Consider the following 25,218-nt stretch of genomic DNA (forward strand, 5'->3'; position numbering starts at 1 on the left):
GGGCAGTGCCGGGACTCCGGACGGAGGTCGCGCGGCCGCCGGAAATTCACGCACCCGGGCCGGAATTCCACACGGTCTGGCGAGCCTTCTTCACTCTCCGCAAGGGTAAAAAGTCGCGTAGTGGCAGTTCACGCTGTGTGATTGGTGCGTACGGGGGAAACGAACGGCATTCCTTGACAACACCACGGCCACCGGAGTTACGTCGTCGGCTGAATTCCGCGGAAAAGGAACCGGAAATCGTTCTCGGGCCACCGGTACGAATCGAGCCACGCCACCGATGAAAGAAGACGAACCCTCGTCCCGTCGTTCCGTCACCTCCTGGAATCCGGGCAGCTGGCGGTTGCGCACCAAGATCTCCGTAGTGCTGTTGCTGCCGGTCCTGGTCGCCCTGCTGCTGGCGGGCGGCCGGGTGCAGGCCGAACTCGCCCGGGCCGGCGGGCTCAGCGCCGTCCGCGACCAAATGCCGGTCGTGCAAGGGATTTCCGAACTCGCCGGGCTCGTCGACGACGAGATGATCCACGACGGCGGTGCCGCCCAGACCGCCGCGGTCGACGAGAAAGCCGCCGTCGTCCGCCACGACGCCGCCTTTTCCCAGCTTAACCCGGAGTTGTCGCGATCATTGGAAGATCAGCTGGGGAAATTGGCCGACCTGCGGCAGCAGACCGGTTCGCCGGCCGCGAAAACCGCGGCTTACCACGACTTCGGCGTCTCGCTCAGCGAGGTGATCGGCGGAATCGCGGAGCAGGCGGGGAATGGTGATCTCGACGCGGCCGCGGCCAGCACCGAATCATTGGTGCAGCTGAGGACCAGTCTCGCCGATCAACAGGCGCTGGCCGGCCGGCCCGACGGCACCTCGGTGGCGGCTGCCGAACGCGCCGCGGCCGAAGAAGCCGTACTCACCGGACAGATCCGGCGCGCGCTGCCCGCCGGGGCGGCGGCCGCCCGGTTCGCCGCGGCGACCAGCCCCGGGGCCGGGGGCGCCGAGGCGAAGCGCACGATGCTCGGCACCATCCTCGCCGAGCAGGTGAAAACGCTTTCGGACGCGGTCGGCGCGCAGACCAACACCGCCCGGTCCGACGCGCTGCGCGACGCCGCGCTGGTGCTCGCCTCGCTGCTCGGCGCCCTCGCCATCGCCCTCGCCGTGGCCCGGTCGGTGGTCGCCCCGATCCGGCGGCTGCACGCCGCCGCGCTCGACACCGCGCAACGCCGCCTGCCCGGCACCATCGAACGCATCCGCGACGGCGAGGACGTCGACTGGCGGGCGACCGCGCCGATCCCGGTCGACTCCGAGGAGGAGATCGGGCAGCTCGCGCGGGCCTTCGACGACATGCACCGGCAGGCCGTGCGCCTGGCCGTCGGCGAGCAGGCCGAGATGCGGATCCAGGTCAGCGAGATGTTCATGACGCTGTCCCGGCGCAGCCAGTCGCTGGTGGAGCTGCAGCTGTCGGTGATCGAGGACCTCGAAGCCGACGAGCAGGACCCGCAGCGGCTGGCGGAGCTGTTCCAGATCGACCACATCGCCACCCGGCTGCGGCGCAACGGCGAAAACCTGCAGGTCCTGGCGGGCGGCAAGCCGGTGCGCCGTGACGTCGGCCCGGTCGCGACGGTCGAGCTGCTGCGGGCCGCGACGTCGGAGGTCAAGGACTACCAGCGCGTCTCGCTCGGCAACGCGCCGCGCGGGTCGGTGCAGTCCGAGGCCGCGGCGGACGTCGTGCACATCCTCGCCGAGCTGCTGGAGAACGCCATCCGGTCGTCGCCGCCGGAGGAGCAGGTCGTGCTCACCGCCGACCGGGGCTTCGACGGCGGCCTGCTGATCGAGGTGGTCGACGTCGGCCTCGGCATGACCCGCGAGGACCTCGAAGCGGCGAACGCCCGGCTGGCCGCCGGGGCCGCGGTCAGCCCGGAGACCACCCGCCGGATGGGCCTGTTCGTGGTGAGCAGGCTGGCCGCGTCGCACGGGATCACCGTCCGGCTGCGGCCCACGACCACCCGGACGGCCAGCGCCGGCATCACCGCCAGCGTGCACGTCCCGGGCGTGCTGATCCTGGTCGACCTGCCGCCGCGGGCGCTCCCGCCCACCCCGGCCCCGGCGGTCAACGGCTCGGTCAACGGCACCGCCCGCCACGAGCCCGAACCGCGGTGGCCCGCCGAAGAACCGCCGCCGGTGGCCGACCCGCCGACGCCGATCTTCGACCAGATGCTGTCGCACTGGTTCGCCGAAAGCACCCCGGCGACGCCCGGTGCCTGGGCGACCCCGGCCGACCAGGTCCGCCAGGCCGCGGAAGCCGCGGTCGGCACCCTCGACGACGCCGAGTTCACCGACTCGGGACTGCCGGCCCGGACACCCGGTGCGCAGCTCGCGCCCGGCTCGGTCACCCCGCGCGCGCCGCAGCAGGCGGACCCGTCGTTCCGCGACCCGGCCGCGGTGCGGAACAACCTTTCCCGGCACTACAGCGGCATGCGCGCGGCCCGGCACCGGGTCGCGGGCGAGCCCGAGGCGGAGCGGCGATGAGCACCCGGCAGGAAGGAGCGGAAGTGGCCGAGAGGTCCCGGAACTGGCTGGTCTCGGCGTTCACGCAGGAGGTGCCCGGCGTCGCGCACGCCGCGCTGGTCTCGGCGGACGGGCTGCTCGTGGCGGCGAACGACACCCTGCCGCGCGATCGCGCCGACCAGCTTTCGGCGATCGCGTCCGGCCTCTCCAGCCTCGCGCTCGGCACCGCCGACCTGTTCACCGCGGGCCGGGTGGTGCAGTCGGTGATCGAGATGGAGCAGGGCTTCCTGCTGCTGATGAACGTCGGCGACGGCTCGAACCTGGTGGTGCTGGCCAACCCGGGCTGCGACATCGGGCTGGTGGGCTACGAGATGACGCTGCTGGTGGACCGGGTCGGGAAGGTGGTCGAGACCCCGGCTCGGCCCGCGGCCGCCCCGGGGGCGGCCCGGTGACCGAAGGCCGGCGACGCGAGGGCGGGCGGCACGCGGCGTCGCTGGCCCGCCCCTACGCCTGGACCGCCGGCCGCACCCGGCCGACGGTCGACCTGGCGGTGGAAGCCCTCGTGGAAACGACCGCGGAGGGCCGGACGGCGCCCTTCAGCCCGACCAACCCCCTGGCCGTGGTGACGCAGTTCTGCCTGCACCAGCGGTCGGTGGCCGAGGTCGGCGCCCACCTGGGCGTGCCGCTCGGCGTGGCCAGGGTGCTCATCGGCGACCTGCTGATCGCCGGCCAGGTGTCGATCCGCGACACGCTCACCGCGGACGCCTCCTGGGACGAACGGAACGACCTGCTCGAAAGGGTCCTCAGTGGACTACGTGCACTCTGAAAGTGTTTCCCGGAACGGTCTCGCCAAGGGCCGGATCACCTCGGCGAAGATCGTCGTGGCCGGCGGGTTCGGGGCCGGCAAGACGACGTTCGTCGGTGCCGTCTCGGAAATCGACCCGCTGCGGACCGAAGCCCTCATGACGTCCGCGGCCGTCGGCGTCGACCGGACCGAAGCGGTGCCGGGGAAGTTCGCCACCACGGTCGCGATGGACTTCGGCCGGCTCACCCTCGCCGAGGACCTGGTGCTCTACGTCTTCGGCACGCCCGGCCAGCACCGGTTCTGGTTCATGTGGGACGACCTCGTCTGCGGTGCGGTGGCGGCGATCGTCCTGGTCGACACGCGCCGGCTGGCGGACTGCTTCGCCTCGATCGACTTCTTCGAATCGCGCGGCCTGCCGTTCCTGGTCGCGATCAACCAGTTCCAGGACACCCGCCAGCACGGGCCCGAGCAGGTGCGCGAGGCCCTCAAGATCCCGGCCGCGGTGGAGGTCGTCACCTGCGACGCGCGGTCACCGGAGTCGACGAAGCAGACCCTCATCGCCGCGGCCGAGCACGCGCTCGCCGAACACCACGCCCCCAAGTCACGGAAAGCCTGAAGGAGCCCGGCAATGCCCATGGACCACGAAGACTTCGCGATGGGCAACTGGCTCGTCGTGCTCGCCTACCTGACGTCGGTGGTGGGCTGCGCCCTCGGCCTCGCCTGCACGCTGCAGGCGAGGTCCACCGACAGCCCGCGCTCCCGGCTGACCTGGCTGGTGCTCGCGGCGGTGTCCATCGGCGGGGTCGGCATCTGGGTCATGCACTTCATCGCCATGCTCGGGTTCTCCACGCCCGGCCTGCCGGTGCGCTACGACATCCTGCGCACGGCGCTGTCGGCGCTCCTCTCGGTGGCGGCGGTGTTCTGCGGGCTGCTGGTGTTCGGCGTCCGCAACCGGTTCGCCTGGAAGCGGCTGCTGCTCGGCGGCCTGCTGACCGGGCTCGCGGTGGCCGTCATGCACTACACGGGGATGTGGGCGGTGCAGGTCAAGGGCTCGATCGGCTACGACCCGACGCTGGTGGTGCTGTCGGTGGTGATCGCGGTCGTCGCGGCCACGGCGGCGCTGTGGTTCACGGTCGGGCTGGACAAGCTCCTGCCCCGGCTGGCGGCGGGCCTGGTGATGGGTGCGGCGGTGACGGGCATGCACTACACGGGCATGGCGGCGGTGCGCCTGCACCTGGACCCGGGCGCGCCCGACCCGGCCGGCACGGAGGTGTTCTCGTTCCTGTTCCCGGTGTTCGTCCTGGCGGCGCTGGCGATGGCGGTCCCGATCTGCGCGGTCCTGATGGCGACGTCGAGCTCGGAGGCGCCCCGGCACACGACGGTCGCGTCCTAGTCCCTCGCCACCGGGAACCGGTCGGCGCTGAAGTGGACGAGGATCGCCGTCGCCGAGGCGCACACGAGGTCGCCGGCCTTGACTTCGCCGGTGGCGTGCAGCTTGCGCCCGTCCCGGCGGACGAGCCGGCCTTCGACGGTGAGCGGAACCGCGTACGGCGTCCCGTGGTGGTAGTCGACGGTCAGGGAAGCCGTCATCCCCGGGAACCCGGCCGCGGCGGTGGCCCGCCCGAGCACGTGGTCCAGCACGGCGGCGACCCACCCGCCGTGCACGCGCCCGGGAGGCCCTTCGTGCGCGGCACCGAGGAGAACGTCGGCGCACACCGACTCCGGTCCGACCCGCACCCACGAAAGCGGCGGGGCCAGGGGATTCCCGGGCCCTTCGAGGGGGTTGTTGATGCTCAGGTGACCCCCACCGTCGAGGGCGGCGAGCAGGAGGGGTCTCGCACCACCGGCGGCCCGCAGCGCCGCGGTGACGGCCTCGACCCGGCTCGCGGCGGCGGCGAGATCGGCCTCGTCGTCGCGGACGCAGACGGAGGCCTCGATCAGCTCGCGGATCCGGTCGCCGAGCAGGGCCCGCCCCGGGGGTACGCCGTCGACGACCGGGAATGGGTTTTCGGACATCGTGCTCCCCGGGGGCAGGAACTAGAACACGTTTCAGCTTAGCAGGCGGGCCGGGTGGTGGGCGGCGGTTTCGGGCCCGGGGTCACCAGGTCGGGCGGGCCGTGACACCGCCGTCGACGACCAGGTCGTGGCCGGTGATCCAGGACGCCAGCGGGGAGGCCAGGAACACGCACGCGTTGCCGACGTCGGCCGGTGTCCCCAACCGGCCCAGCGGGGCCGCGCGGTGCCAGCGCTCGACCCCCTCCGGCCAGTCCTCGGTCAGCCCGGGCCGCGTAATCAGCCCCGGCGACACCGTGTTGACCCGGATCCCGCGCGGCCCGTACTCCAGCGCCGCGCCGCGGGCGTGCAGCACCAGGGCGGCCTTGGCCGCGCTGTAGTGGACGTGCCCGGGCGCCGGCTGCCGGGCCTCGATCGAGGCGATGTGCGTCACGCTCCCGCCGTCGCCCATCACCCGGGCCGCGGCCTGGGTGCAGGAGAACGCGCTGGTCAGCGTGCTGTCCAGCATCGACCGCCAGCTGTCCGCGGTCAGCTCGCCGAGGGCCTCGACCGGCTGGATCCCGGCGTTGTTGACCAGCGCGTCGAGGCCGCCGCCCCAGTCCGCGACGGTGTCGAGCAGGGTGTGGCAGGCGTGGTCGTCGGTGAGCTCGGCGGCGAACGCGCGGGCCCGGCCGCCCGCGGCTTCGATCGCCGCGACGACGTCTTCGGCCGCGCCGGGACGGCGGTGGTGCACCGCGACGGCCGCGCCCGCCTCGGCGAACCGGAGCGCGATCCCGCGGCCGATCACCCCGGAAGCACCGGTGACGCAGGCGATCGTGCCGGACAGGTCGGGCAGGGAAGTCACCGCGCCGAGCGTAGCTGTGCGGCCCGGTCCGTCGTAAGTTGTGGGACATGGCCAAGACCCGGAAGTTCGCCGAACTGCTGCAGACGCAGATCGGCCGCGAGTTCACCGCCGCCCAGCAGTACATCGCCCTGGCCGTCTGGTTCGACGCCCGCGATCTGCCGCGGCTGGCCAAGCGCTTCTACCGGCAGGCGATCGAGGAACGCAACCACGCGCTGGCGATGGTCCGCTACCTGCTCGACCGCGACGAGCCGGTGGCCATCCCGGGCAGCGGCGACGTGCGGAACGACTTCTCGAGCGTGCACGAAGCGATCGAGCTGGCCTTGACGCAGCAACGCGCGGTCACCGCCGACATCGAGGCGATGGCGAAGGCCGCGCGGCTGGAGGAGGACTACCTCGGCGAGCAGTTCGTGCACTGGTTCCTCAAGGAGCAGGTGGAGGAGGTGGCCCAGATGTCGACGCTGCTCACCGTGGTCGATCGGGCCGGCGGCAACCTCTTCGAGGTGGAGGACCACCTGTTCCGCGAGTCGGCGACCGGGGTGGCCGACGCCCCGGACATGCCGCCGGTGGCGGGCGGGAAGCTCTGAGGGTGGGCCGGGCGGCGCCTCGGCCCACCAGTGCCCGACTCGCTCCGGTGACCAGCCGCGCTCGGCGGTGAACGTCGACGTTGCCTGGTGGACCAGGGCGATGAGGTCGCCCGCGCGCTCGACCAGGCGCCGGTCGAAGGCGGCCATCGCCGCCGGCTGGGCGGCGGGTACCGAGGTGGCCTGCAGCTCGTCGCGCAGGCGCGGGAGGTCGGCGGGCAGGTCCGCCGTGATCGGCGAGGGGCCGGACCAGGCCGGCCTTGTTCCGGTACGCCGCGTAGACGGCCGGGACCGGGACCCCGGCTTCCCGCGGCGGTGGCGCAGTCCGGGCTCTTCGCCGACCGGCCGAGACTGTCCACAATGGAATAAAGCCGGCCGTTGTCAGTGGGCGGTGTGCGGGTTTAAGCTGGCGGCAACAATAGAATGTTATCGCTAACAGGATAGCGAAAGTTTCGAGATTCGTCGAATTGCCGCCCGGCGGCGAAAGTTTCGGCCACGGCGAAACGATGCGCTCCGGCAACGAATCTGCACCCACCCGACCCGTTGAAAGGATGGCGATGAAAAGGTTCCTGGCCGCCGCCGCGGCCTTGGCGATCGCGTTCACCGGACTGACCGGGATCGCCCACGCGGAATCGAACGGCGGCGTGCGGATCATGCCGCTGGGCGATTCGATCACCTACGGCACCGGCGTGCCCGGCGGGTACCGGATCGGCCTCTGGCAACGCCTCGCCGCCGGCCGGTACACCAACGACTTCGTCGGCTCGCAGTTCAACGGCCCCGGCAGCCTCTGGGACCACGACCACGAAGGCCACCCCGGCTGGCGCATCGACCAGATCGACGCGAACATCACCGGCTGGCTGCGCACCTACAACCCGCGCTCGGTGCTGCTGCACATCGGCACCAACGACGTGCTGCAGAACTACAACGTCGCGGGCGCGCCCGGCCGGCTGTCCACGCTGCTCGACCACATCACCGCCACCGCACCCGGCGCCGACGTCTTCGTCGCCCAGCTCATCCCGATCGGGTGGGCGAGCGGGGACGCCGCCGTGCGGACGTTCAACAACGCGCTGCCCGGCATCGTGCAGAGCAAGGTGAACGCGGGCAAGCGGGTGCACCTGGTCGACCTGCACAGCGCGGTGTCCGCCGCCGATCTCCCCGACGGCGTCCACCCGAACGCCGGCGGCTACGACAAGATGGCGGCCGTCTGGTACAACGCGCTGCGGTCGGTCCCGGGCAGCATCGGCAACCCGCGGGCCGCGGTGGCCACCGAGGCACTGGCCGCGGCGACCCTCGGGTCGGCGGCCGCCGCGGAGGGCAAGACGAAATGAAGTGGGACGCCACCAAGTTTTCGTTGCGGCGTAAGGGAGATCGATGATGAAACGCATGCTCGGTGTCCTGCTGGCCCTGGTGGTCACGGTCACCGGCCTGGCCGCGCCCGCCCAGGCGGCCGCGCTGACCAGGGTGACCAACTTCGGCACCAACCCGACCAACCTGAACATGTACGTCTACGTCCCCGACCGGGTCGCGGCCAAGCCGGCGCTGCTGGTGCTGGTGCACTACTGCGGCGGCTCGGCGAGCTCGGTCTTCGGCTGGAACGGCAAGGACTACGTCACCGCGGCCGACCGCTACGGGTACGTGATGGTGCTGCCGGAAGCCACCCGCAGCGAGAAGTGCTTCGACGTCTCGACGCCGAAAGCGCTGAAGCGCAACGGTGGCGGGGACTCGACCGGGATCATGTCCATGGTCGCCTGGGCCAAGTCCCGCTACAACGTCGATCCGGCGCGGGTCGTCGTCAGCGGGTTCTCCTCCGGGGCGATGATGACGAACGTGCTGGCCGCCCAGTACCCCGACGTGTTCGCCGCGGGTTCGGCGTTCTCCGGCGTGCCCGCCGGGTGTTTCGCGACGACGAACGGCTCGCTGTGGAACAGCACCTGCTCCGGCGGGCAGTCGATCAAGACCGCGCAGCAGTGGGGTGACACGGCCCGGGCGATGTACCCCGGCTACACCGGGCGCTACCCGCGGATGCAGCTGTGGCACGGCACCACCGACACGACGTTGTCGTACCCGAACTTCGGGGAAGAGCTCAAGCAGTGGACCAACCTGAACGGGCTGGGCCAGACCCCGGCGTTCACCGACCACCCGCAGTCTTCGTGGACGCGCACCCGGTACGGCAACACCGGCACGCAGGCCACGGTGGAAGGGGTCAGCGTCGCCGGTGTCGGGCACCAGCTGCCGATGACCGGCCAGCTGGCGTACGCGATTTCGTTCCTCGGCCTCGACCACTGACGAGCGGCGGAGGCGGCACCCCCAGTGCCGCCTCCGCCGGTCTCAGCGGCAGAAGGAGACTTCCGGATACCCGGGCCGGTCGAGGATCGGCTGGGGCTTGCCGCGCAGGTGCTGGTCGAAGAACGCGTTCACGTACGCCCGGGTGATCTCGCTCGCCCGCGCCGCCGCGTTCGGGCCGTCGACGGGGACGCCCAGCTCCTCGCCCAGCAGCCCGACGTCGGTGAAGGACGCGTGCTGCGTGCCCGCCACCTCGATCCAGCGCTTCCACCCGGTCATCTGCGCGTAGTCCCGTTCCCAGTCCGTGTTGCCCGGCGCGCACTTCGGCACCTGCTCGTGGTTGACGAACATGAACGGCCGCGACAGCCCCGGTGCGGTCAGCGGGACCTTGGTGGACCCGTCGATGTCGATCCCGGCCTTGATCCGGTTGTCGGCGACCATCGCGGGGATGGTGCTCGCGCCGCCCACGGAGTGCCCGGCCATTCCGATCCGCGCCGGGTCGACCAGGCCCGGCCGGGAGCGGAGCAGCGAGTCCAGCACGAACGAGACGTCGGCGGCCCGGCCCCGTTCCAGCTTCTGCCAGAACGCGTCGTTGTCGTGCGGCACTTCGCAGGAGGCGCACCCGGCGAACCGCCCGTCGGGGAAGCTCTGGCCGGTGTTCTCGTAGGTGTGGCCGACCACGGCGACGGCGTACCCGTGGCTCGCCAGGTCCTCGGCGAGTGCGCTCAACGTGGCGCGGGGTTTGGTGTAGCCGGGCGACAGCACGACCAGCGGCAGTCCGCGGCCCGCCGGCCGGGCGTCGGTGACGGAGTTCGTCACCATCCCGGTGAGCGTGTCGGACGGCAGGCCACTGCCCTGCAGCAGCGCCGCCGACTCCGCCGGGGTCAGGTACGGCGTCTTCGGGCCCTTCGCCGAGGCGGCCGGGTAGAAGAGCGAGACCATCAGTTCCCGGTAGGGGACCGAAGGCACCCACGGGTCGGGGCGCGAAGTGTCCTTCAGGTACACCGCCGTGCTGCCCACCGGCTTGTCCCCGGTCGGGGCGGGCAGGTACGGCGTCGACGTCCGGGCGAACACCACTTCGGGGTACCGGCCGGACGGCTGGTCCAGCAGCGGCTGCGGCTTGCCACGCAGGTGCTGGTCGAAGAACGCCCGGACGTACGCCGCGGTGATGGCCTGACCGCGCACTGCCGGCGTGGTCGCGCCGAAGTCGAGGCCCGGCTGCTCGCCCACCAGGCCGATGTCGGTGAACGACGGGTGCACCACGCCGGCCACGGTGAGCCAGCGCTTCCAGCCCTTCAGCTGCTTCCAGTCGTCGTCCCAGGTACCGGATTCGACGCCGGTGCCGGGGGCGTAGAGGCTCTGGCGGCCGAAGAACAGGAACGGCCGGTCGAGGCCCGGGGCGAGCAGCGGATCGTTCTGCGTGCCGTCGATGTCGATCCCGGCCTTGATCCGGGGGTCGGTCACCATCGCGTTGACCGTGCTCGTACCGCCGACGGAGTGCCCGGCCATCCCGATCCGGGCGCCGTCGAACAGCGGCGCCCACTTCGAGTGCGCCAGCGAGTCCAAGACGAACGACACGTCCTTCGCCCGGCCACGCTGCAGCTTCTGCCAGAACTCGGGATTGTAGTCGCCGCAGGCCGCGCAGCCGGTGACCCGGCCGTCCGGGAAGGTGGTGGCCACGTTCTCGTAGGTGTGGTCGACCAGGACGACCAGGTAGCCGTGGCTGGCCAGGTCTTCCGACAGCGAGGTCAGCTCGGCGCGGGGCCGCTTGAAGCCGGGGGACAGGACGACGGCCGGCAGAGCGCGCCCGGCCGGCTTCGCGTCGACGACGGCGTCGGTGTGCACCGTCGTGAGCACCGACGGCGGGATGCCCTCGATGCCGGCTTCGTCGAAGACGGCCTTCGCCTCGGCCTCGGACATGAACTGCTTCTTCGGCCCGGATGCGGAAGCCGCCGGGTAGAAGAGGGAAACCATCAGTTCGCGGTAGGGCACCGACGGCACCCACGGATCGGGCCGCGAAGTGTCCTTCAGGTGCAGGGCGGTGGTGCCGACCGGCCGGTCGCCGGTCGGTTTCGCCAGCGTGAGGGCCGGGTCCGCCGACGCGGACGGCGAGGTCAGCGTGAGGGTGAGGGCAGTGCCGGCCACAAGACTCTTGATTCTCATCCGATGAAGGTCACTTCCGGGTAAGCGGGCGAGGGCGCGGCGAGCAGCGGCTGCGGGCGGCAGCGCAGGTGCTGGTCGAAGAAAGCGCTTACGTAGTTCCGTGTGACGGTCAGCGCGCGGTAGGGGTCGATCGAGTCGCCGATGTCGACGCCCAGCTGCTCGGCGAGCACGCCGAGGTCGGTGAACGACGAGTGGACCGTGCCGGAGACCATGATCCAGCGCTTCCAGCCGGTCAGGTGCGTCCAGTCCGTTTCCCAGTCGTCGTACGGGCCCTTCGTGCCGGGGACGTAGTCCTCCGTGCGGCCGACGAACATGAACGGCCGGGACAGCCCGGACGCCGGGATCGGGACGTGGACGCTGCCGTCGAGGTCGGCGCCGGCGCGGATCCGGGGGTCGGCGAGCATCGCCTGGGTGGTGATCGCGCCGCCCGCGGAGTGCCCGGTCATCCCGATCCGCTGCGGGTCGATCAGCGCGCCCAGCTTCGAGCGCAGCAGCTGGTCGAGCACGAACGACGTGTCCTTCGACCGGACCTGCGCGAACTTCTCCCAGAACCCGTCCTGTTCGTCGAATTCGCAGGCGGCGCAGCCGGTGACGTGCCCGTCGGGGAACGTCGTGGCGCGGTTTTCGTAGGTGTGGTCGATCGCCGCGACGGCGTACCCGCGGCTGGCCAGCTCCTCGGCCAGCGCGGTGAGCGTCGCCCGTGGCTGGGTCCAGCCCGGGGACAGCACGACCAGCGGCAGGCTGTGCCACCGCCCGGCCGGCTTCGCGTCGACGGCGGCGTTGGTCCGGACCGTGCTGAGGATGTCCAGGGGCAGGCCCGGGATGTTCTCCCGTTCGAGGTTGCGTTCCGACTCGAGCGGGGTCATGTACGGCTTCTTCGGACCGTTCGCCGAGGTCGCCGGGTAGAAGACGGAGACCATCAGCTCCCGGTAGGGCACCGACGGCACCCACGGGTCGGGCCGTGAAGTGTCCTTCAAGGACAGTGTGGTGACACCGACGGGCGAGTGGCCGGTCGGGGCGGGCAGGTAGGGCGTCGTGGCCGCCGAGGCGGGCGCCGCGGACAGCGTGAGGGTGAGTGCGGTGGCTACCGCGAGAGTGCGCATGATTCCCCCAGTCGGAATCGTCAGGACAGGTGGCGGAGACGGCGGAAGCAGAACCAGGTCAGCAGGGCGGTCATGGCGAGGTAGAGCGCCAGCTCGAGCCACTGCAGCGGCCAGAAGCGGGACCCGGGCTGGTAGGTCACGCGCTGCTGGTAGCCGTGCGCGCCCAGCTGGCCCATGCACGTTTCCATGGAGCCCTGCGGCGGCGGGCCCGCACCCGGCCGCGGCGCGCAGGCCTGGACGAACTCCGGCAGCGGGTCGGCCACGTTCCCGGCCGGGTCCAGGGTTTCGTTCGCCAGCTCCCACGCCCCGGCCGGCTTCCGCACGCCGATCTCCAGGATCCCGTGGGTGTCGTCGCCGCTGATGTTCGTGATGTTCTCCCCGGTGATCGCGACCACCTCGGTCTGCGGCGGCAGCAGGTACGGGCGCACGAACAATGGGACCAGCAGCAGCACGGCGGCGAGCGTGGCGAGGGTGACGGCCATGGCGGCCACGGTCCGCTTTAACAGCATCCCGACCGCGACGCCGAGCGCGAGCGCGAAGGCCGCGTAGCCGATCGGGGCGATCCCGCGGGCACCGAACACCACCGGCGCGATGCGCGACAGCATGCCGCGGTCGGTCTGCTGCGCGGAGAGCGCGTCGATCGGGCTCGCCCACCACGACACCGCCACGCTGAGCACCGCGGCGGCGAGCATCGCGGCGAGCAGGCCGAACCCGAGCTTGGTCGTGAGCCACCGCTTGCGCGTGACGGTCTGGTTCCAGACGAGGCTGTGCGTGCCGGTTTCCAGCTCGCGGGTGATCATCGGGACGCCCCAGAAGACGCCGATCACCGCGGGCAGCAGGTACAGCGCCAGGATGGTCCCGCTGAAGAGGACGTCCTCGTCGGAGAAGTCCGTGCGCCCCACCAGGCCGGGGCCGGTGATCGCGAGCACGACGGCGATCGCGACCAGGCCCGCCAGCACGGACAACGCGGGCATGCGGAACTGGCGCCAGGTCAGCCAGGTCATCGGAGGACCTCCAGGGCGGGACGGGCGGCGGTGGGGTTGCTCATGTACTCGAGGACCAGGTCCTCCAGGCCGATCTGCCCGACCGTCCACGCGGGGTCGAGGATCGGGGCCTCGGTGCGGACGAGCACGGTGGTCTGGCGGTCGGTGTGCGTCGCGGAGACGACGTGCTGGTCCGCCGGCAGCGTGTCGAGGTCGCGGCGCGGCCCGGAGAGCCGGTGGTGCGTGGCGAGCAGCGTCTCCACCTCGCCGATCACCCGGACCTGCGAGGCCACCAGCACGACGAGGTAGTCGCAGACCCGTTCGAGGTCGTTGACCAGGTGCGAGGACATGATGACCGACAACCCATGCTCGGCGACGGCTTCCATGAGGTCCTGCAGGAACTCGCGGCGGGCCAACGGATCCAGTGCCGCGACCGGCTCGTCGAGCAGCAGGAGCTCGGGACGCTTGGCGATGCCGAGCGTTAGCGCCAGCTGGGCGCGCTGGCCGCCGGAGAGCTTGCCGGCGTGCTGCTTGGGGTCCAGCCCGAGCCGTTCGATCCGCTTTTCCGCGAGCGAGGCGTCCCAGCCGGGGTTGAGGTGGGCGCCGAGCCGCAGGTGCTCCTCGATGGACAGTCCACTGTAGACGGGCGTGTTCTGGGCGACGTACCCGACCTTGGCCAGCTGCTCCGGGCCGCTGCCGGGCACCCCGCCGCACACCTCGATGGTGCCGGTCGTCGGCTCCAGCATGCCGGCCGCGATGTTGAGCAGCGTCGACTTGCCGGCCCCGTTCGGGCCGACGAGCCCGGTGACGTGGCCGGCCTCGATCTCCAGCGTGCAGCCGGTGAGCGCGTGCTTGCGCTGGTACTTCTTGCCCAGTCCCTGGGCGCGCAGGACGGTCACGCTATTCCCTCTCTGGCGGAGTCGCGAAACGTGGACATCAGCAGGGCCTCGATGCTCTCTTCGTCGAGGCCGGCCTTGCGGGCCTTCCCCAGCCAGCGGCGCAGGTCCTGCCGCAACGGCCCGAGCACGGCGAACGAGGCGCCGTTCAGGCTCCCGGTGACGAAGGTGCCGACGCCGGGGCGGGCCGCGACCAGGCCGTCGTGCTCCAGTTCGCGGTAGGCCTTCAGCACGGTGTTCGGGTTGATCGCGAGGCTCGCGACCACGTCCTTGACCTTCGGGAGCTGGTCTCCCTCGGACAGCAGGCCGAGGCGCAGCGCGTGCCGCACCTGCTGGACCAGCTGCTGGTACGGCGACAGGCCGGACCTCGTGTCCAGGTGGAACTCGATCATCGGCAACTCCATTTATCTAGTTGCCTAGCACTATAGCTAAGTAGAGCGATGATGGCCAGGGGGGCTGTCGCGGGCGGGGAGCGATGCCGCGAATGACTCATTCGGGACGTCGGAGGTCGCGAATGAGTCATTCGCGACGTCGGGGGCCGCCCGGCTGCCGGTGATCTTTTTCGGCGGCGGGAGCCAACCTTGCCGCGGCTGTGGCGTCTGTGGTGGTGATCGTTTCCCCTCTCGAGAGGACTTCTTTCGTGCGTCGAATTTCTGGGGGAGGCATCGTGCGCGGCGTGGTCGTCGCGCTCGGTGTCTCGATGGCCGTCTCGGCGGGACCGGCGGTGGCGTCCGCCGCACCGGTGTCGATCGACCAGGTGCCCACGCCGCAGCTGAGCTGGACCGACTGCGCCGACGGCTTCCAGTGCGGCAAGGCTTCCGTGCCGCTGGACTACGACCGCCCGTCCGGTGCGAAGATCGACCTCGCGCTCATCAAGCTGCCCGCCACCGATCCCGCGCACCGGATCGGTTCGCTGTTCGTCAACTTCGGCGGCCCCGGCGCGTCCGGCCTGCAGCGGCTGCGGGAGCGCGGCAAGTGGCCGTGGCTGTTCTCCGACGAACTGCGCGCCCGGTTCGACCTGGTCTCGTGGGACCCGCGCGGGATCGCCAACAGCGCGGCGGTCCGGTGCTTCGACACCGAGGCCGAGCAGCAGGACTTCTTCGGCTCGTTCCCGGAAATGCCGGGCGACCCGAGCGGCAACGCGGCCTTCTACGCCAAGTCGAAGGAGCTCGCCGACCGCTGCTCGGCGAAGGCGGGCCCGATCCTCGAGCACGTCTCGACCGCCAACACGGCCCGTGACCTGGAGCTGCTGCGCCGCGCGGTCGGCGACCCGAAGCTGAACTACCACGGCATTTCCTACGGGACGCAGCTCGGGGCGACCTACGCGAACCTGTTCCCGAACCGGATCCGGGCCATGGTGTTCGACGGCACCATGGACTTCGCCGGCAACTCGACCGGCCAGAACGGCAACGGCAAGAGCGTCCCGCTCGACACCCGGCAGGACGTCGCGACCGGCATCGCGCAGACCTTCGAGCAGTTCCTGAGGCTGTGCACGGAAGCCGGCCCGAAGTGCGCGTTCTCTTCGGGTGACCCGAAGGCGAAGTGGGCGGCGCTGACCGCGCGCGCCAAGCAGGCTCCCATCATCAGCGACGGCGAGACCTGGACGTACTCGGGCATCATCAACGCGGCCGCCGACCTGTCCGACTCGCGGGGCTGGCCGGACATCGCCGCGTTGCTGCAGCGGCTTTACGACGCTCCGGCCACGCCTGCCCTGCGCACCGCGGCTGTCAAGGGCGAGCAGTACGTTTCGAACCGGACCGAAGCGTTCAACGCCATCCAGTGCTCCGACAGCGACGTGCCGACCGACCCGGCGGTCTACAGCCGGTACGCCGAGTCGGAAGACCAGCGCGTGCCGTACTTCGGGCGGATCGCGGTGCTGGACATGATGAGCTGCGCGTTCTGGAAGGCGAAGGACACCGACCGCTACACCGGCCCGTGGAACCGCCCGACGTCGGCGGAGATCCTCGTGCTGAACAACCGCTACGACCCGTCCACCCCGCTGCACGGCGCCCGCGACGGCGCCGCGGAACTGGCGCGGGCGCGCGTGTTCGTGACCGAGGGCTACGGCCACTCCTCGATGTACGTGCCGAGCACGTGCACCGAGAAGGTCAAGCGGGACTACCTGATCTCGGGGACCTTCCCCGCGGCGGGCAAGACCTGCGCGATCGACGCCAGCCCCTTCGCGGGCTGATCTCCCTCACGGCGGGCCGCACCGGCAGCGGTGCGGCCCGCCGCCACGAAGGCGTCTCGCGGGTGCTGCACCGAGGCCAGGCTGAGGATGTCGCGGCCGAACAGCGCCTGCGTCAGCCACACCGCGAGCACCCGGATCTTGCGTTCCCAGGTAGGCACGGCGAGCACGTGGTAGCCGCGGTGCATCAGCCACGCCGGGAGTCCTTTGAGGACGATCCGCCGGTACTGGAAGATCCCGCGGCCCAGGCCGAGCGTCGCGATCGCGCCGAGGCTGTGGTGCACGTACGGCTTCGGTTCCCGGCCGCGCAGCGTCGCGATGATGTTGCGGGCCAGCAGCTTTCCCTGCCGGTAGGCGTGCTGCGCGTTGGGCACGGTCCGCGCGCCCGGGACCGGCGAGGCCAGGTCGGGCACCGCGGCGTCGTCCCCGGCCGCCCAGGCGTCGGTCACGCCCTCGATCCGCAGATCCGGCCGCACGACGAGGTAGCCGCGCTCGTCGACGGGAAGGTCGGTGTGCCGGCCGACGACCGGGTTGGCGCCGTTGCCGGCGGTCCAGACGATCAGCTCCGAGTCGAACTCCTCGCCGGTCGAGAGCGTCACGTGGCCGTGCTCCGCCGACGTCACCAGGGTGTCCAGGTGGACGCGGCCGCCGCGGCGTTCCAGCTCCCGCACGACCCAGCGCCCCGGCCGGTCGGTGACCTCGGGCAGGATCCGGCCCGACGCCTCGACGAGGTGGAAGCGCAGTTCGTCGCGGTGCAGTTCGGGGTAGCGCTTGAGCAAGGCGGTCGCGAGCGACAGCAGTTCGCCGAAGCCCTCGACGCCCGAGAAGCCACCGCCGACGAAGGTGACGGTGAGCAGCTTCCGCCGCTGCGGCCCGGCCGGCAGGGCGGCGGCCCGGTCGAAGGCGGTGAGCAGCCGGTCCCGGATGGCGACGGCCTCTTCGACGTGCTTGAGGCCGATGGCCTGGTCGGCGATGCCCGGTACGGGCAGGGTGCGCGTGACGGCCCCGGCGGTCACGACGATGGTGTCGTAGCCCAGTTCGCGGGGATCGCCGTCGGCCGGCCGCACGGTGACGACGTGGTGGGCGTGGTCGATGGCGGTCACCTTCCCGGCGACGAGCCGGGTGCGCTTCAGGTGCCGCCGCAGCGACACGGCGGCGTGCCGCGCCTCGACCGAGCCGGCCACGACCTCGGGCAGGAACGGCTGGTAGGTGAGGTAGGGCCGCGGGTCGACGAGGGTGACCTCGGCCTCCCCGCCACGCAGCTTCTTCTCGAGCTTCCAGGCGGCGTAGAACCCGGCGTAACCACCGCCGACGATCAGGATCCGGCGCATTTCGTCCTCTTTTCTCGCTTCACCCCCTGGACGAGCCGGCGGACGAGGGTGTGACCGCGATCCGCGTCACAGCGAGGACGCGCACCCGGCTTTCGGGCAGAATCGCGGGATGACGCGCACCGTCCGGCCGCTCGACGCCTCGCCGTGGGCGGCGTTCGAACGCAACAACGGCCTCTTCGGCGGCTGCTGGTGCCTGGTGGAGCTCTTCGAGGAGCTCGGGTTCGCCCGCGGACGGCCGCTCGGCACGCACGCGTGGCTCGTGAGCCGGGTGGTGCAGGCGTGACCGCCCGGCACGACGGTGACACCTGGGACCTGGTGTCGAGCGTCGGCGCGACCGCCACGATGGCCGCGGCGGCGCGGGCGATGGCGACGCGCGCGGACCCGGCGCTGATCGACGACCGGTTCGCCGAGCCGCTCGTCCGGGCGGTCGGCGTCGACCTGCTCACCCGGCTGGCGAGCGGCGAAGCGGCGCCCGGCGAGCTGGTCGCGCCGGTGTGGATCGACGTGGCCAAGGTGCGGACGAAGTTCTACGACGAGTTCTTCCGCGAGGCGCGCCTCCCGCAGGCCGTGATCCTGGCCTCGGGACTGGATTCGCGCGCGTACCGGCTGCCGTGGCCGGCCGGGACCGTCGTGTACGAGATCGACCGGCCGGAGGTCCTCGAGTTCAAGACCCGCACCCTGGCCGGCCTGGGCGCCGAGCCCACCGCCGACCGGCGGGTGGTGCCGGCCGACCTGCGCGAGGACTGGCCCGCGGCGCTGCGCGCGGCCGGCTTCGACCCGGCGCGGCCGACCGCGTGGAGCGCCGAAGGCCTGCTGGGGTACCTGCCGCCGGAGGCGCAGGACCGGCTGCTGGACACGATCACCGAACTCAGCGCGCCGGGCAGCCGCGTCGCGACGGAAAACCGGCCCAACCCGCGGCTGGGTGACGAGGCCGGGACGAGGGCGGGCCTGGACCGGATCTCCGGGCGCTGGCGCGAGCAGGGCTTCGACACGGACATGTCGAGGCTGCGCTATTTCGGTGAACGCAACGAAGCCGAGCCCTACCTGGCCGCGCGCGGCTGGGTGCTGACCGGGAACACCGTCCGCGAGCTGCTCGCCGCGCACGGTCTCGCACCCCTGGGAGACGACGACCTGCGCACGGGCGACGTCCGGTACGTCAGCGGCGTGCTCCCCCGGACGTGGTCCCCGGCTTGACAGCGGGCCGCCGCATCTCGCAGTATGCGAACAAGTGTTCGATGATTGGTTCGCCGGCAGGGTTTCCGGTACGAGTACGTGGTGCTGGAGGTGAGCGGCGGTGGCGGAAGCGCTCACGGCCATTCCGGGGGTCCGCACGGCGGCGGAGCTGAGCAAGCCGACGCTCACGGTGCTGCCGGAGCTGGCGGCTCTCCTCCCCGGCGGAGGGCTCCGGCGCGGCAGCACGGTTTCGGTGCGCGGAGCGACCTCCCTGGTCCTGGCGCTGCTGGCGGCGGCCACCCGTGACGGCTCCTGGGCGGCGGTGACGGGCCTCCCGGAACTGGGCCTGGCGGCGGCCGCCGAACTCGGCGTCGACCTGGACCGCATCGCACTGGTGCCGGAGCCGGGCGCGGAGCTGGTGGCGGTGGTGTCGGCGCTGGTGGACGGCTTCGACGTGGTGGTCCTCGGCCGGTCGGCGTCGGTCCAGCCGCAGACTGCGCGCAGGCTGGCGGGCCGGGTCCGCAACCGGGGGACGGTCCTGCTGACGGCGGGCGCCTGGCCGGGAGCGGACGTGGAGCTGAAGGTCTCGGGCCGCCGCTGGCACGGCCTCACCCAGGACGGCCACGGTCACTTGAGCGCCCGCAACGTGGTGGCCACAAGCCGGGGGCGAGGCGCGGCGGCCCGCCCGTTGTCGGTGGGGTTGGTGTTGCCGGGCCCGGAAGGAGCACTGGCGGGGGACCCCTCGCCGGGGCGCCGGCTGGTCGAGGTGGCCGGGTGAGGTGGGCCCGGCCGAGGCGGTGGTTTCGGCTTGGGGCAGGCGGGTTCCTGCCTTGAGCCCGTGGGGCCGGCCCGAACCACGCGAGTTCCGGCCCGAATCACGCGCGGCGCGGTCTCGCGCGGCGACATCGGCGTCGGCGCTGTGCCGCACCCGTCCGGGCGCGCTTTCCCCGTGGTGACCGAGCTCCCGCGGCAGGAGCAGGCCGTCGGATGACCGATGCGCCACGGTTGCTCGTGCTGTGGTGCCCGGACTGGCCCGTCGTCGCCGCCGGGGCCGCTGCCGGTTCGCCGCCCACCTTGCCCGCCGCCGTTTTCTCCGCCAATCGCGTCGTGGCCTGCTCCGCTTCCGCGCGCCAGCACGGCGTCGGGCGCGGGATGCGGCGGCGGGATGCGCAGTCGCGGTGTCCGGAACTCGTGGTGCACCAGCACGATCCCGATCGCGATGCCCGGCTGTTCGAACCCGTCGCCGCCGCCGTCGAAGCGCAGGCCGTCGGGGTGGAAGTCGTGCGGCCCGGGCTGGTGGCCGTGCCCGTCGACGGTGCCTCCGGGTACTTCGGCGGCGAGGCCGCGCTGGCCGAGCTGCTCATCGACGAAGTCGCCGCGCGGGCCGGGGTCGAATGCCAGGTCGGGGTCGCCGACGGGCTGTTCGCCGCCACCCTCGCCGCCCGGCGGTCCGCGCTGGTTGCGCGTGGCCGGACGAAAGAGTTCCTCGCGCCGCTCTCGATCGCCGAGCTGAACCAGCCCGGTGAGGACCGCGGCGAGCTCGTCGACCTGCTCAAACGGCTTGGACTGCGCACCCTCGGCGCGTTCGCCGCGCTGGCCGAACGGGACGTCGCCGGCCGGTTCCCGAAGGACGCCATCGTCGCCCACCGGCTCGCCCGCGGTCTCTCCGAACGCCCGCCGCTGCGGCGCGCCCTGCCGCCGGACCTCGCCGTCACCGAAACCTTCGACGAACCGCTGCACCGGGTCGACGAAGCCGCCTTCGTCGCGAAGACCCTTGGCGAACGCTTCTTCGCCGGGCTCGCGAACCACGGCCTCGCGTGTACGCGCCTGGCGATCGTCGCCGTCACCGAAGCGGGCGAAGAGCGCGTACGCGTCTGGCGCTGCGCCGAACCCCTCACCGCCCGCGCGACCGCCGACCGCGTGCGGTGGCAGTGCGAAGGCTGGCTCACCGCGCGGGACCGGCCGACCGCCGGCATCGTCCGGCTGCGCCTCGACCCCGAGGAGGTCGTCGGCGGCCAGGCCCTGCAGCTGCAGCTCGGTTCGGTGGGCCGCGACGCCGACGCCGCCGAACGCGCCGGCCGCGCCCTGGTCCGCATCCAGGGCCTGCTGGGCCCGGACGCGGTCGTCACCCCGCTGCTGGACGGCGGCCGCGGCCCGGGCGAACGCGTCCGGCTCATCCCGTGGGGCGAGCCACGCCGCCCGCTCGCCGAGGACCGCCCCTGGCCGGGACGGCTCCCCGCGCCCTCGCCGACGGTCATCCCGCCGCGCCCGGTGCCGGCCGAGGTGCTCGACGCGGTCGGCGACGTCGTCCGCTGCACCACCCGCGGCGAACTCGGCTACCCGCCATCGACGGTCGCCGTCGACGGGGGACCGCCCCGCCGCGTCATCGGCTCGGCCGGCCCCTGGGTGGTCCACCCGGTCCTCCCCGGCCGCCGCGGCGAGCGGCCCCTGGCCCGCGTCCAGGTGGTCCTGGAAGGCGACACCGCGGAGGACGGCGACATCGCCCTGCTGCTCAGCGCCACGATCGGGGAAAATCCACAGTGGACGGTCGAGGGCTGCTACGACTAGCGACGCCGGCTGCCTGCCACGGCTCCGGCCGCCAGGGTGGGGTGGCAGTTGGGCGATCGGCGCTCGGGCAGGCGGCCGCGGGGCCGGCGCCGGTGTCGGCCGGCGGTCGCGGCGGTTGGCGAGCTTGGGTAGGTCGCCCGCCGGTGCCGGGGCAGGGCTGGCTGGCTGCCGCAGCTGGGCCGCTCGGGCAGGTCGGCTGCGGGGCCGGCGCCGGTGCCAGCTATCCGCCGCGGCCACGGCGGTTGGCGAGCTGGGGTAAGCCTCCGCGGGGCCGGCGTCGCGGCCGGCGGGCTTGCGCAGCTTGGCCGCTCGGGCGGGTCGGCCGCGAGGTCGGCGCCGATGTCCGCCCCCGCCGCGGCCACGGCAGTCGGCGAGCTGGGGTAGGCGCCCGGCCACACCGAACGCCGGCGTCAGCCGGCCGTCCCGGGCAACGTGGCCGCCACCTCTTCCGCCCGCTCCGGCAGACCGACCGCCCGCCACAGTTCCACCGCCAACCCCAGGTGACGCCGGGCGGCGGCCGGGTCTCCCAGATCCCTCTCGAGCTCGCCCAGCTGCTGCCAGCACGCCGCCTCGTTGCTGCGGTCGCCGTTGGCGCGGAACACGTGTGCCGCGCGTTGGAGGGCCGACTCCGCCCTCACCCGGTCGCCCAGCTCCGCGTGGATTGCGCCGAGCCGCTGGTCGGTGTGCGCTCCGCAGCGCTCGTCGCTGATTTCGCTGAAGATCGTCAACGCTTCGGTGAGGCTGCGCAGCGCCGCCGGGGTGTCGCCCGTCTCCAGGTGGTAGCGGCTGAGGGTGCGGAGGATCACCGCCTGGCGGTGGCGGTCTCCGAGGCGGCGGGCGATCCGCAAGCCCTCCTCGATCCACGGGCCCGCGTCACCGGCTCCCTGCTCGAAGCCGATGATGCCGATGGCCGTCCGGAGCTGGGCCTCCGCCTGGCCGTGTCCGGCGGCCACCACGTGCTCCAGCGCCTCCTTGTCGACGGCCAGCGCCGCGTCGAGTTCGCCGCGGACGCGGTGCACCGTGCCCAGGCTCGCGAGCGCGAGGCCTTCGCCGCGCCGGTCGCCGATGGACTGGTACAGCTTCACGCACCGGTGCAGGTCGTTGCGGGCTTCGGTCATCTCGTCCAGGTAGATGTGCACCTGGCCCAGCCCCTGCAGCAACGCCGCTTCGCCGTGGGTGTTGCCGGCCGCGACGGTGGCGTCCAGCGCGATCCGGTGGCTGCGGTTCCAGTCCTGGTACAGGCTGCGGTGGTCGTAGTACGGCACCGCGGCGACCGCCAGTTCCCAGGCCGCCTCGTCCAGGCCCCAGGCCGCCGCGAGTTCGATCGCCCGCAGCAGCGTCCCGCGTTCGGCGTCGAACCAGGTGATGGGGTCGACGACCGTGTGGTCCGGGGCCCAGCGCGGCGAGCGGCCCGGGGCCGGCCGGAAGAGGCTGGGGTAGCACAGGTCGCGGGCCTGCTCGGCGAGGGCGAGCCACGCGGCCAGGACCCGCTCCACCGCCGCCCGGCGGTCCTCGAGCGAGTAGTGCTCCTGCGCGCCTTCCGACGCGTACGCGCGCAACAGGTCGTGCAGCCGGTACCGCGGCTGGCCGGCGCGGTCGGTCGTCACCAGGCGCACGAGGTAGGCGTCGACCAGCGCGTCCAGCACGTCGTCCGGGACGTGCCGGCCCAGCAGCGGGCCGATCACCCACGCCGGCAGCGTTTCCGCGCCCAGCAACCCCAGCAGCCGGAATGCCCGGACGGCGTCCTCGGGAAGCAGCCGCAGGCTCAGGTCGAAGTTGGCCCGCACGTCGAGGTCGCCGACCCGCAGCTCGCGCAGCTGCCGGGATTCGTCCGCCAGGCGATCGCGCAGCACCTGCAGGGTCCACGCCCGCCGGCTCGCGAGCTTCGCCCCGGTGATCCGGATGGCCAGCGGGAGCCGGCCGCACAACCGGACGATCTCCTCGGCCTGCTCCGGTTCCCGCTCGACGCGCTCCGCCCCGGCGATGCGGGCGAAGAGGGCGAGGGCGTCTTCGGTGGACAGCACGTCCAGCTCGACGTGCTCGGCGCCGGCCAGGTCCGCCAGCCGGTGCCGGCTGGTGACGACCACCGCGCAGCCCCCGGACGGCGGCAGCAGCGGCCGCACCTGCTGGGCACCGGCGGCGTCGTCGAGCAGCACCAGCATCCGGCGACCGGCCAGCCGCGACCGGTAGAGCGCGGCCCGTTCGTGCAGGCCGGGCGGCATGACCGCATCAGTGACGCCGAGTGCGCGCAGCAGTTCGGCCAGCAGCACCGCCGGGTCGCGCGGGACCGCGGAGGTGCCGGCGAGGTCGAGGTAGAGCTGGCCGTCGGGGAACTCGTCGCGGGCGTCGTGGAGCGCGCGCACGGCGAGCGCCGACTTCCCGGTCCCGGGCGCGCCGGCGACGACCACCACCCGGCGCCCGGCCAGCAGGTCCAGCAGCTCGCCCAGCGGGCCGGCCCGGCCGGTGAAGTCGGGGATGTCGGCGGGCAGCTGCGCGATCGGCCGTGGTCGTTCGTGGGTGACCAGGTCGAGCGCGGGGTCCGCGCGCAGGATCCGGGCATGCACGCGCTGCAGGCCGGGCCCGGGGTTGGCGCCGAGCTCCTCGGCCAGCAGCCGCCGGATGTCGTCGAAGACGGCGAGCGCGTCGCCTTGGCGGCCGCTGCGGTAGAGCGCGAGCATGAGCAGCTCCCGCGCGCGTTCGCGGTACGGGTGCTCGCCGGTGACCCGGGACAGCTCGGGGATGGCCGGCGCGTGCTCCCCGCGCAGCAGGTCGAGCTCGGCGAGGTCTTCCAGCGCGCCGAGGCGGTACTCGTCCAGCCGGGCGCGTTCGGTGGCGGCGGCCGGGGTGTCGATGCCGCTGAAGGCGGGCCCGCGCCACAGCGTCATCGCCTCGGCCAGGTGCTGCCGGGCGGCGGCCAGGTCCCCGTCGCCGCGGGTTTCGCGCGCCCGGTCGAGCCCGGCCGCGAACCGGTCGCTGTCGAGCCGGCCGGGGGCCACCCGCAGCAGGTACCCGGTGCCGACGGTCTGCAGCGAGCCGTCGTCGAGTTCCAGTGACCGGCGCACGTCACCGACGTACTTCTGGACGAGGTTGACCGCGCTCCGCGGCGGCTTCCCGCCCCAGGCACCCTCGATGATCTGCTCGCGGTCCACCCGCCGGTTCGCGTGCAGCAGCAGCACCCCGAGCACCCGGAGGCACTTGGCGGACCCCACCTCGACCGGGGCCGCGCCGCGCCAGGCCGTGATCGGCCCGAGCACGCCGAATCGGACATCAGGCACGCAAATCGCCCCCTCCCCACGGCGAGGGTACCTCCGACCGGCGACGTTCCGTAAGACTGCAGTGCGGTTGCAGTGAACGCTGCCAGGCTCCCGTCGCCGGCCGAGTGCGGACCGGCGAGGGGAGAACCACGATGGGAACCAGCACGAAGGCCGGATCCGTGTGCCGCGGCCGGCCTTGACCGCGAAGCCCGCGCGCCGGCTCGCGGCGGTGCTGCTGAGCGCCGCGGCGGTCGTGGCGACCGCGCCGCCCGCCCGCGCGACGGCGGCCCCGCGCGTGGTCCGCGAGGTCGTCACCACCGTCGAGTGGGCGGCCGTCGACGTCGTCGACGCCGGGTTGCACCACCGGCGGATGACGGTGCGGCTGACCCGGGCGTTCACGGTCGAACGGGTGCTGTGACCGAGGTGACTCCGGTCCGTCCACAGTTGACACCGGCCGCGCGCCCGGCGCAGGATCGGACCACAGTGGTCGATCGTGTGTTCGAACAGTAGTCGCTGGCTTCCCCACAGCGAAATCGGTGGGA

The 25,218-nt window shown here is 72.6% G+C and carries 23 protein-coding genes; 14 read left to right on the top strand and 9 right to left on the bottom strand.

Annotated elements, in window-relative coordinates:
• The first annotated feature begins 361 nt into the window (after nucleotides 1–361).
• The 5 genes from H5965_RS01860 to H5965_RS01880 are packed head-to-tail and all read left to right on the top strand — an operon-like array spanning nucleotide 362 to nucleotide 4,689.
• The gene (locus H5965_RS01860; RefSeq protein WP_310967419.1) at nucleotides 362–2,512 is read left to right on the top strand and encodes an ATP-binding protein; all 2,151 of its coding nucleotides are present in this window, start codon (nucleotides 362–364) and stop codon (nucleotides 2,510–2,512) included.
• Complete coding sequence (locus H5965_RS01865; RefSeq protein WP_310967420.1) at nucleotides 2,509–2,943, top strand: roadblock/LC7 domain-containing protein; 435 nt, start codon at nucleotides 2,509–2,511, stop codon at nucleotides 2,941–2,943. Before H5965_RS01860 ends, H5965_RS01865 begins: the two co-directional genes overlap by 4 nt.
• Nucleotides 2,940–3,317, top strand: a complete 378-nt coding sequence (locus tag H5965_RS01870; RefSeq protein ID WP_086842601.1) for a DUF742 domain-containing protein — start codon at nucleotides 2,940–2,942, stop codon at nucleotides 3,315–3,317. The genes H5965_RS01865 and H5965_RS01870 overlap by 4 nt, the downstream gene beginning before the upstream one ends.
• The gene (locus tag H5965_RS01875; protein WP_396136852.1) at nucleotides 3,298–3,912 is read left to right on the top strand and encodes a GTP-binding protein; all 615 of its coding nucleotides are present in this window, start codon (nucleotides 3,298–3,300) and stop codon (nucleotides 3,910–3,912) included. The genes H5965_RS01870 and H5965_RS01875 overlap by 20 nt, the downstream gene beginning before the upstream one ends.
• Before the next feature lie 18 nt (nucleotides 3,913–3,930).
• Nucleotides 3,931–4,689 (top strand): MHYT domain-containing protein, encoded by a 759-nt coding sequence (locus H5965_RS01880; protein WP_310968473.1) that lies wholly within the window; start codon nucleotides 3,931–3,933, stop codon nucleotides 4,687–4,689.
• Here H5965_RS01880 and H5965_RS01885 read toward each other — a convergent pair.
• Both H5965_RS01885 and H5965_RS01890 read right to left on the bottom strand, forming a co-directional pair.
• A complete protein-coding gene (locus tag H5965_RS01885) occupies nucleotides 4,686–5,312 on the bottom strand; it encodes a PaaI family thioesterase (protein ID WP_310967422.1) in 627 nt (208 codons plus the stop codon). The two genes, H5965_RS01880 and H5965_RS01885, sit on opposite strands and share 4 nt — an antisense overlap.
• An 82-nt stretch (nucleotides 5,313–5,394) precedes the next feature.
• On the bottom strand, nucleotides 5,395–6,144 hold the full coding sequence (locus tag H5965_RS01890) for an SDR family NAD(P)-dependent oxidoreductase (RefSeq protein ID WP_310968474.1): 750 nt from the start codon (nucleotides 6,142–6,144) through the stop codon (nucleotides 5,395–5,397).
• Between the two features lie 56 nt (nucleotides 6,145–6,200).
• Between H5965_RS01890 and H5965_RS01895 the strand changes: the two genes are divergently transcribed.
• The 3 genes from H5965_RS01895 (at nucleotide 6,201) to H5965_RS01905 (ending at nucleotide 9,020) form a co-directional block, all read left to right on the top strand.
• A complete protein-coding gene (locus H5965_RS01895) occupies nucleotides 6,201–6,737 on the top strand; it encodes a ferritin (protein ID WP_310967424.1) in 537 nt (178 codons plus the stop codon).
• A 554-nt stretch (nucleotides 6,738–7,291) separates the two neighbouring features.
• Nucleotides 7,292–8,062, top strand: a complete 771-nt coding sequence (locus tag H5965_RS01900; protein ID WP_310967426.1) for an SGNH/GDSL hydrolase family protein — start codon at nucleotides 7,292–7,294, stop codon at nucleotides 8,060–8,062.
• Nucleotides 8,063–8,108: 46 nt separating this feature from the next.
• Nucleotides 8,109–9,020: a PHB depolymerase family esterase gene (locus H5965_RS01905; protein ID WP_310967427.1), complete on the top strand. Its 912-nt coding sequence runs from the start codon at nucleotides 8,109–8,111 to the stop codon at nucleotides 9,018–9,020.
• 42 nt (nucleotides 9,021–9,062) lie between these two features.
• Here H5965_RS01905 and H5965_RS01910 read toward each other — a convergent pair whose 3' ends face one another.
• The 5 genes from H5965_RS01910 to H5965_RS01930 are packed head-to-tail and all read right to left on the bottom strand — an operon-like array spanning nucleotide 9,063 to nucleotide 14,554.
• On the bottom strand, nucleotides 9,063–11,180 hold the full coding sequence (locus H5965_RS01910) for an esterase (protein ID WP_310967428.1): 2,118 nt from the start codon (nucleotides 11,178–11,180) through the stop codon (nucleotides 9,063–9,065).
• Nucleotides 11,177–12,283 (bottom strand): alpha/beta hydrolase, encoded by a 1,107-nt coding sequence (locus H5965_RS01915; RefSeq protein WP_310967430.1) that lies wholly within the window; start codon nucleotides 12,281–12,283, stop codon nucleotides 11,177–11,179. Before H5965_RS01915 ends, H5965_RS01910 begins: the two co-directional genes overlap by 4 nt.
• 20 nt (nucleotides 12,284–12,303) lie before the next feature.
• Nucleotides 12,304–13,287 carry a transporter gene (locus H5965_RS01920; RefSeq protein WP_310967432.1) on the bottom strand — a complete coding sequence of 328 codons (984 nt, stop codon included), beginning with the start codon at nucleotides 13,285–13,287 and terminating at the stop codon, nucleotides 12,304–12,306.
• On the bottom strand, nucleotides 13,284–14,165 hold the full coding sequence (locus tag H5965_RS01925; protein WP_310967433.1) for an ABC transporter ATP-binding protein: 882 nt from the start codon (nucleotides 14,163–14,165) through the stop codon (nucleotides 13,284–13,286). The genes H5965_RS01920 and H5965_RS01925 overlap by 4 nt, the downstream gene beginning before the upstream one ends.
• Complete coding sequence (locus H5965_RS01930; protein WP_310967435.1) at nucleotides 14,162–14,554, bottom strand: GntR family transcriptional regulator; 393 nt, start codon at nucleotides 14,552–14,554, stop codon at nucleotides 14,162–14,164. Before H5965_RS01930 ends, H5965_RS01925 begins: the two co-directional genes overlap by 4 nt.
• 275 nt (nucleotides 14,555–14,829) lie before the next feature.
• Here H5965_RS01930 and H5965_RS01935 point away from each other — a divergent pair, with 275 nt between their 5' ends.
• A complete protein-coding gene (locus tag H5965_RS01935; RefSeq protein ID WP_310967436.1) occupies nucleotides 14,830–16,353 on the top strand; it encodes an alpha/beta hydrolase in 1,524 nt (507 codons plus the stop codon).
• Here the strand turns inward: H5965_RS01935 and H5965_RS01940 are convergent.
• Complete coding sequence (locus tag H5965_RS01940; protein WP_310967438.1) at nucleotides 16,281–17,681, bottom strand: NAD(P)/FAD-dependent oxidoreductase; 1,401 nt, start codon at nucleotides 17,679–17,681, stop codon at nucleotides 16,281–16,283. The genes H5965_RS01935 and H5965_RS01940 overlap by 73 nt on opposite strands.
• Nucleotides 17,682–17,790: 109 nt before the next feature.
• On the opposite strand from H5965_RS01940, the gene H5965_RS01945 reads away from it, so the two are divergent.
• From H5965_RS01945 to H5965_RS01960, 4 genes are all read left to right on the top strand, one after another.
• Nucleotides 17,791–17,964 carry a hypothetical protein gene (locus tag H5965_RS01945; protein ID WP_310967440.1) on the top strand — a complete coding sequence of 58 codons (174 nt, stop codon included), beginning with the start codon at nucleotides 17,791–17,793 and terminating at the stop codon, nucleotides 17,962–17,964.
• Nucleotides 17,965–18,023: 59 nt separating this feature from the next.
• A complete protein-coding gene (locus H5965_RS01950; protein WP_310968475.1) occupies nucleotides 18,024–18,875 on the top strand; it encodes a class I SAM-dependent methyltransferase in 852 nt (283 codons plus the stop codon).
• Between the two features lie 100 nt (nucleotides 18,876–18,975).
• Nucleotides 18,976–19,632, top strand: a complete 657-nt coding sequence (locus H5965_RS01955) for a hypothetical protein (protein WP_310967442.1) — start codon at nucleotides 18,976–18,978, stop codon at nucleotides 19,630–19,632.
• A gap of 209 nt (nucleotides 19,633–19,841) precedes the next feature.
• Entirely contained in the window at nucleotides 19,842–21,422 is a 1,581-nt protein-coding gene (locus tag H5965_RS01960; RefSeq protein WP_310967443.1) for a DNA polymerase Y family protein, read from the top strand.
• A gap of 410 nt (nucleotides 21,423–21,832) precedes the next feature.
• On the opposite strand, the gene H5965_RS01965 is transcribed toward H5965_RS01960, so the two are convergent.
• Entirely contained in the window at nucleotides 21,833–24,697 is a 2,865-nt protein-coding gene (locus tag H5965_RS01965; protein WP_310967444.1) for a BTAD domain-containing putative transcriptional regulator, read from the bottom strand.
• 175 nt (nucleotides 24,698–24,872) lie between these two features.
• Between H5965_RS01965 and H5965_RS01970 the strand changes: the two genes are divergently transcribed.
• The gene (locus H5965_RS01970) at nucleotides 24,873–25,094 is read left to right on the top strand and encodes a hypothetical protein (RefSeq protein ID WP_310967446.1); all 222 of its coding nucleotides are present in this window, start codon (nucleotides 24,873–24,875) and stop codon (nucleotides 25,092–25,094) included.
• The last annotated feature ends 124 nt before the right edge of the window (nucleotides 25,095–25,218 follow it).

It is taken from the genome of Amycolatopsis sp. 505, from assembly GCF_031625235.1.
In the GTDB taxonomy this organism is placed as follows: domain Bacteria; phylum Actinomycetota; class Actinomycetes; order Mycobacteriales; family Pseudonocardiaceae; genus Amycolatopsis.

Excerpts from the sequence above, each read along its gene's own strand:
- H5965_RS01865 (WP_310967420.1), top strand. The coding sequence starts at position 2,509 with ATGAGCACCCGGCAGGAAGGAGCGGAAGTGGCCGAGAGGTCCCGGAAC.
- H5965_RS01880 (WP_310968473.1), top strand. The coding sequence starts at position 3,931 with ATGGACCACGAAGACTTCGCGATGGGCAACTGGCTCGTCGTGCTCGCC.
- H5965_RS01885 (WP_310967422.1), bottom strand. The coding sequence starts at position 5,312 with ATGTCCGAAAACCCATTCCCGGTCGTCGACGGCGTACCCCCGGGGCGG.
- H5965_RS01895 (WP_310967424.1), top strand. The coding sequence starts at position 6,201 with ATGGCCAAGACCCGGAAGTTCGCCGAACTGCTGCAGACGCAGATCGGC.
- H5965_RS01900 (WP_310967426.1), top strand. The coding sequence starts at position 7,292 with ATGAAAAGGTTCCTGGCCGCCGCCGCGGCCTTGGCGATCGCGTTCACC.
- H5965_RS01905 (WP_310967427.1), top strand. The coding sequence starts at position 8,109 with ATGAAACGCATGCTCGGTGTCCTGCTGGCCCTGGTGGTCACGGTCACC.
- H5965_RS01910 (WP_310967428.1), bottom strand. The coding sequence starts at position 11,180 with ATGAGAATCAAGAGTCTTGTGGCCGGCACTGCCCTCACCCTCACGCTG.
- H5965_RS01915 (WP_310967430.1), bottom strand. The coding sequence starts at position 12,283 with ATGCGCACTCTCGCGGTAGCCACCGCACTCACCCTCACGCTGTCCGCG.
- H5965_RS01920 (WP_310967432.1), bottom strand. The coding sequence starts at position 13,287 with ATGACCTGGCTGACCTGGCGCCAGTTCCGCATGCCCGCGTTGTCCGTG.
- H5965_RS01930 (WP_310967435.1), bottom strand. The coding sequence starts at position 14,554 with ATGATCGAGTTCCACCTGGACACGAGGTCCGGCCTGTCGCCGTACCAG.
- H5965_RS01940 (WP_310967438.1), bottom strand. The coding sequence starts at position 17,681 with ATGCGCCGGATCCTGATCGTCGGCGGTGGTTACGCCGGGTTCTACGCC.
- H5965_RS01945 (WP_310967440.1), top strand. The coding sequence starts at position 17,791 with ATGACGCGCACCGTCCGGCCGCTCGACGCCTCGCCGTGGGCGGCGTTC.
- H5965_RS01950 (WP_310968475.1), top strand. The coding sequence starts at position 18,024 with ATGGCCGCGGCGGCGCGGGCGATGGCGACGCGCGCGGACCCGGCGCTG.
- H5965_RS01960 (WP_310967443.1), top strand. The coding sequence starts at position 19,842 with ATGACCGATGCGCCACGGTTGCTCGTGCTGTGGTGCCCGGACTGGCCC.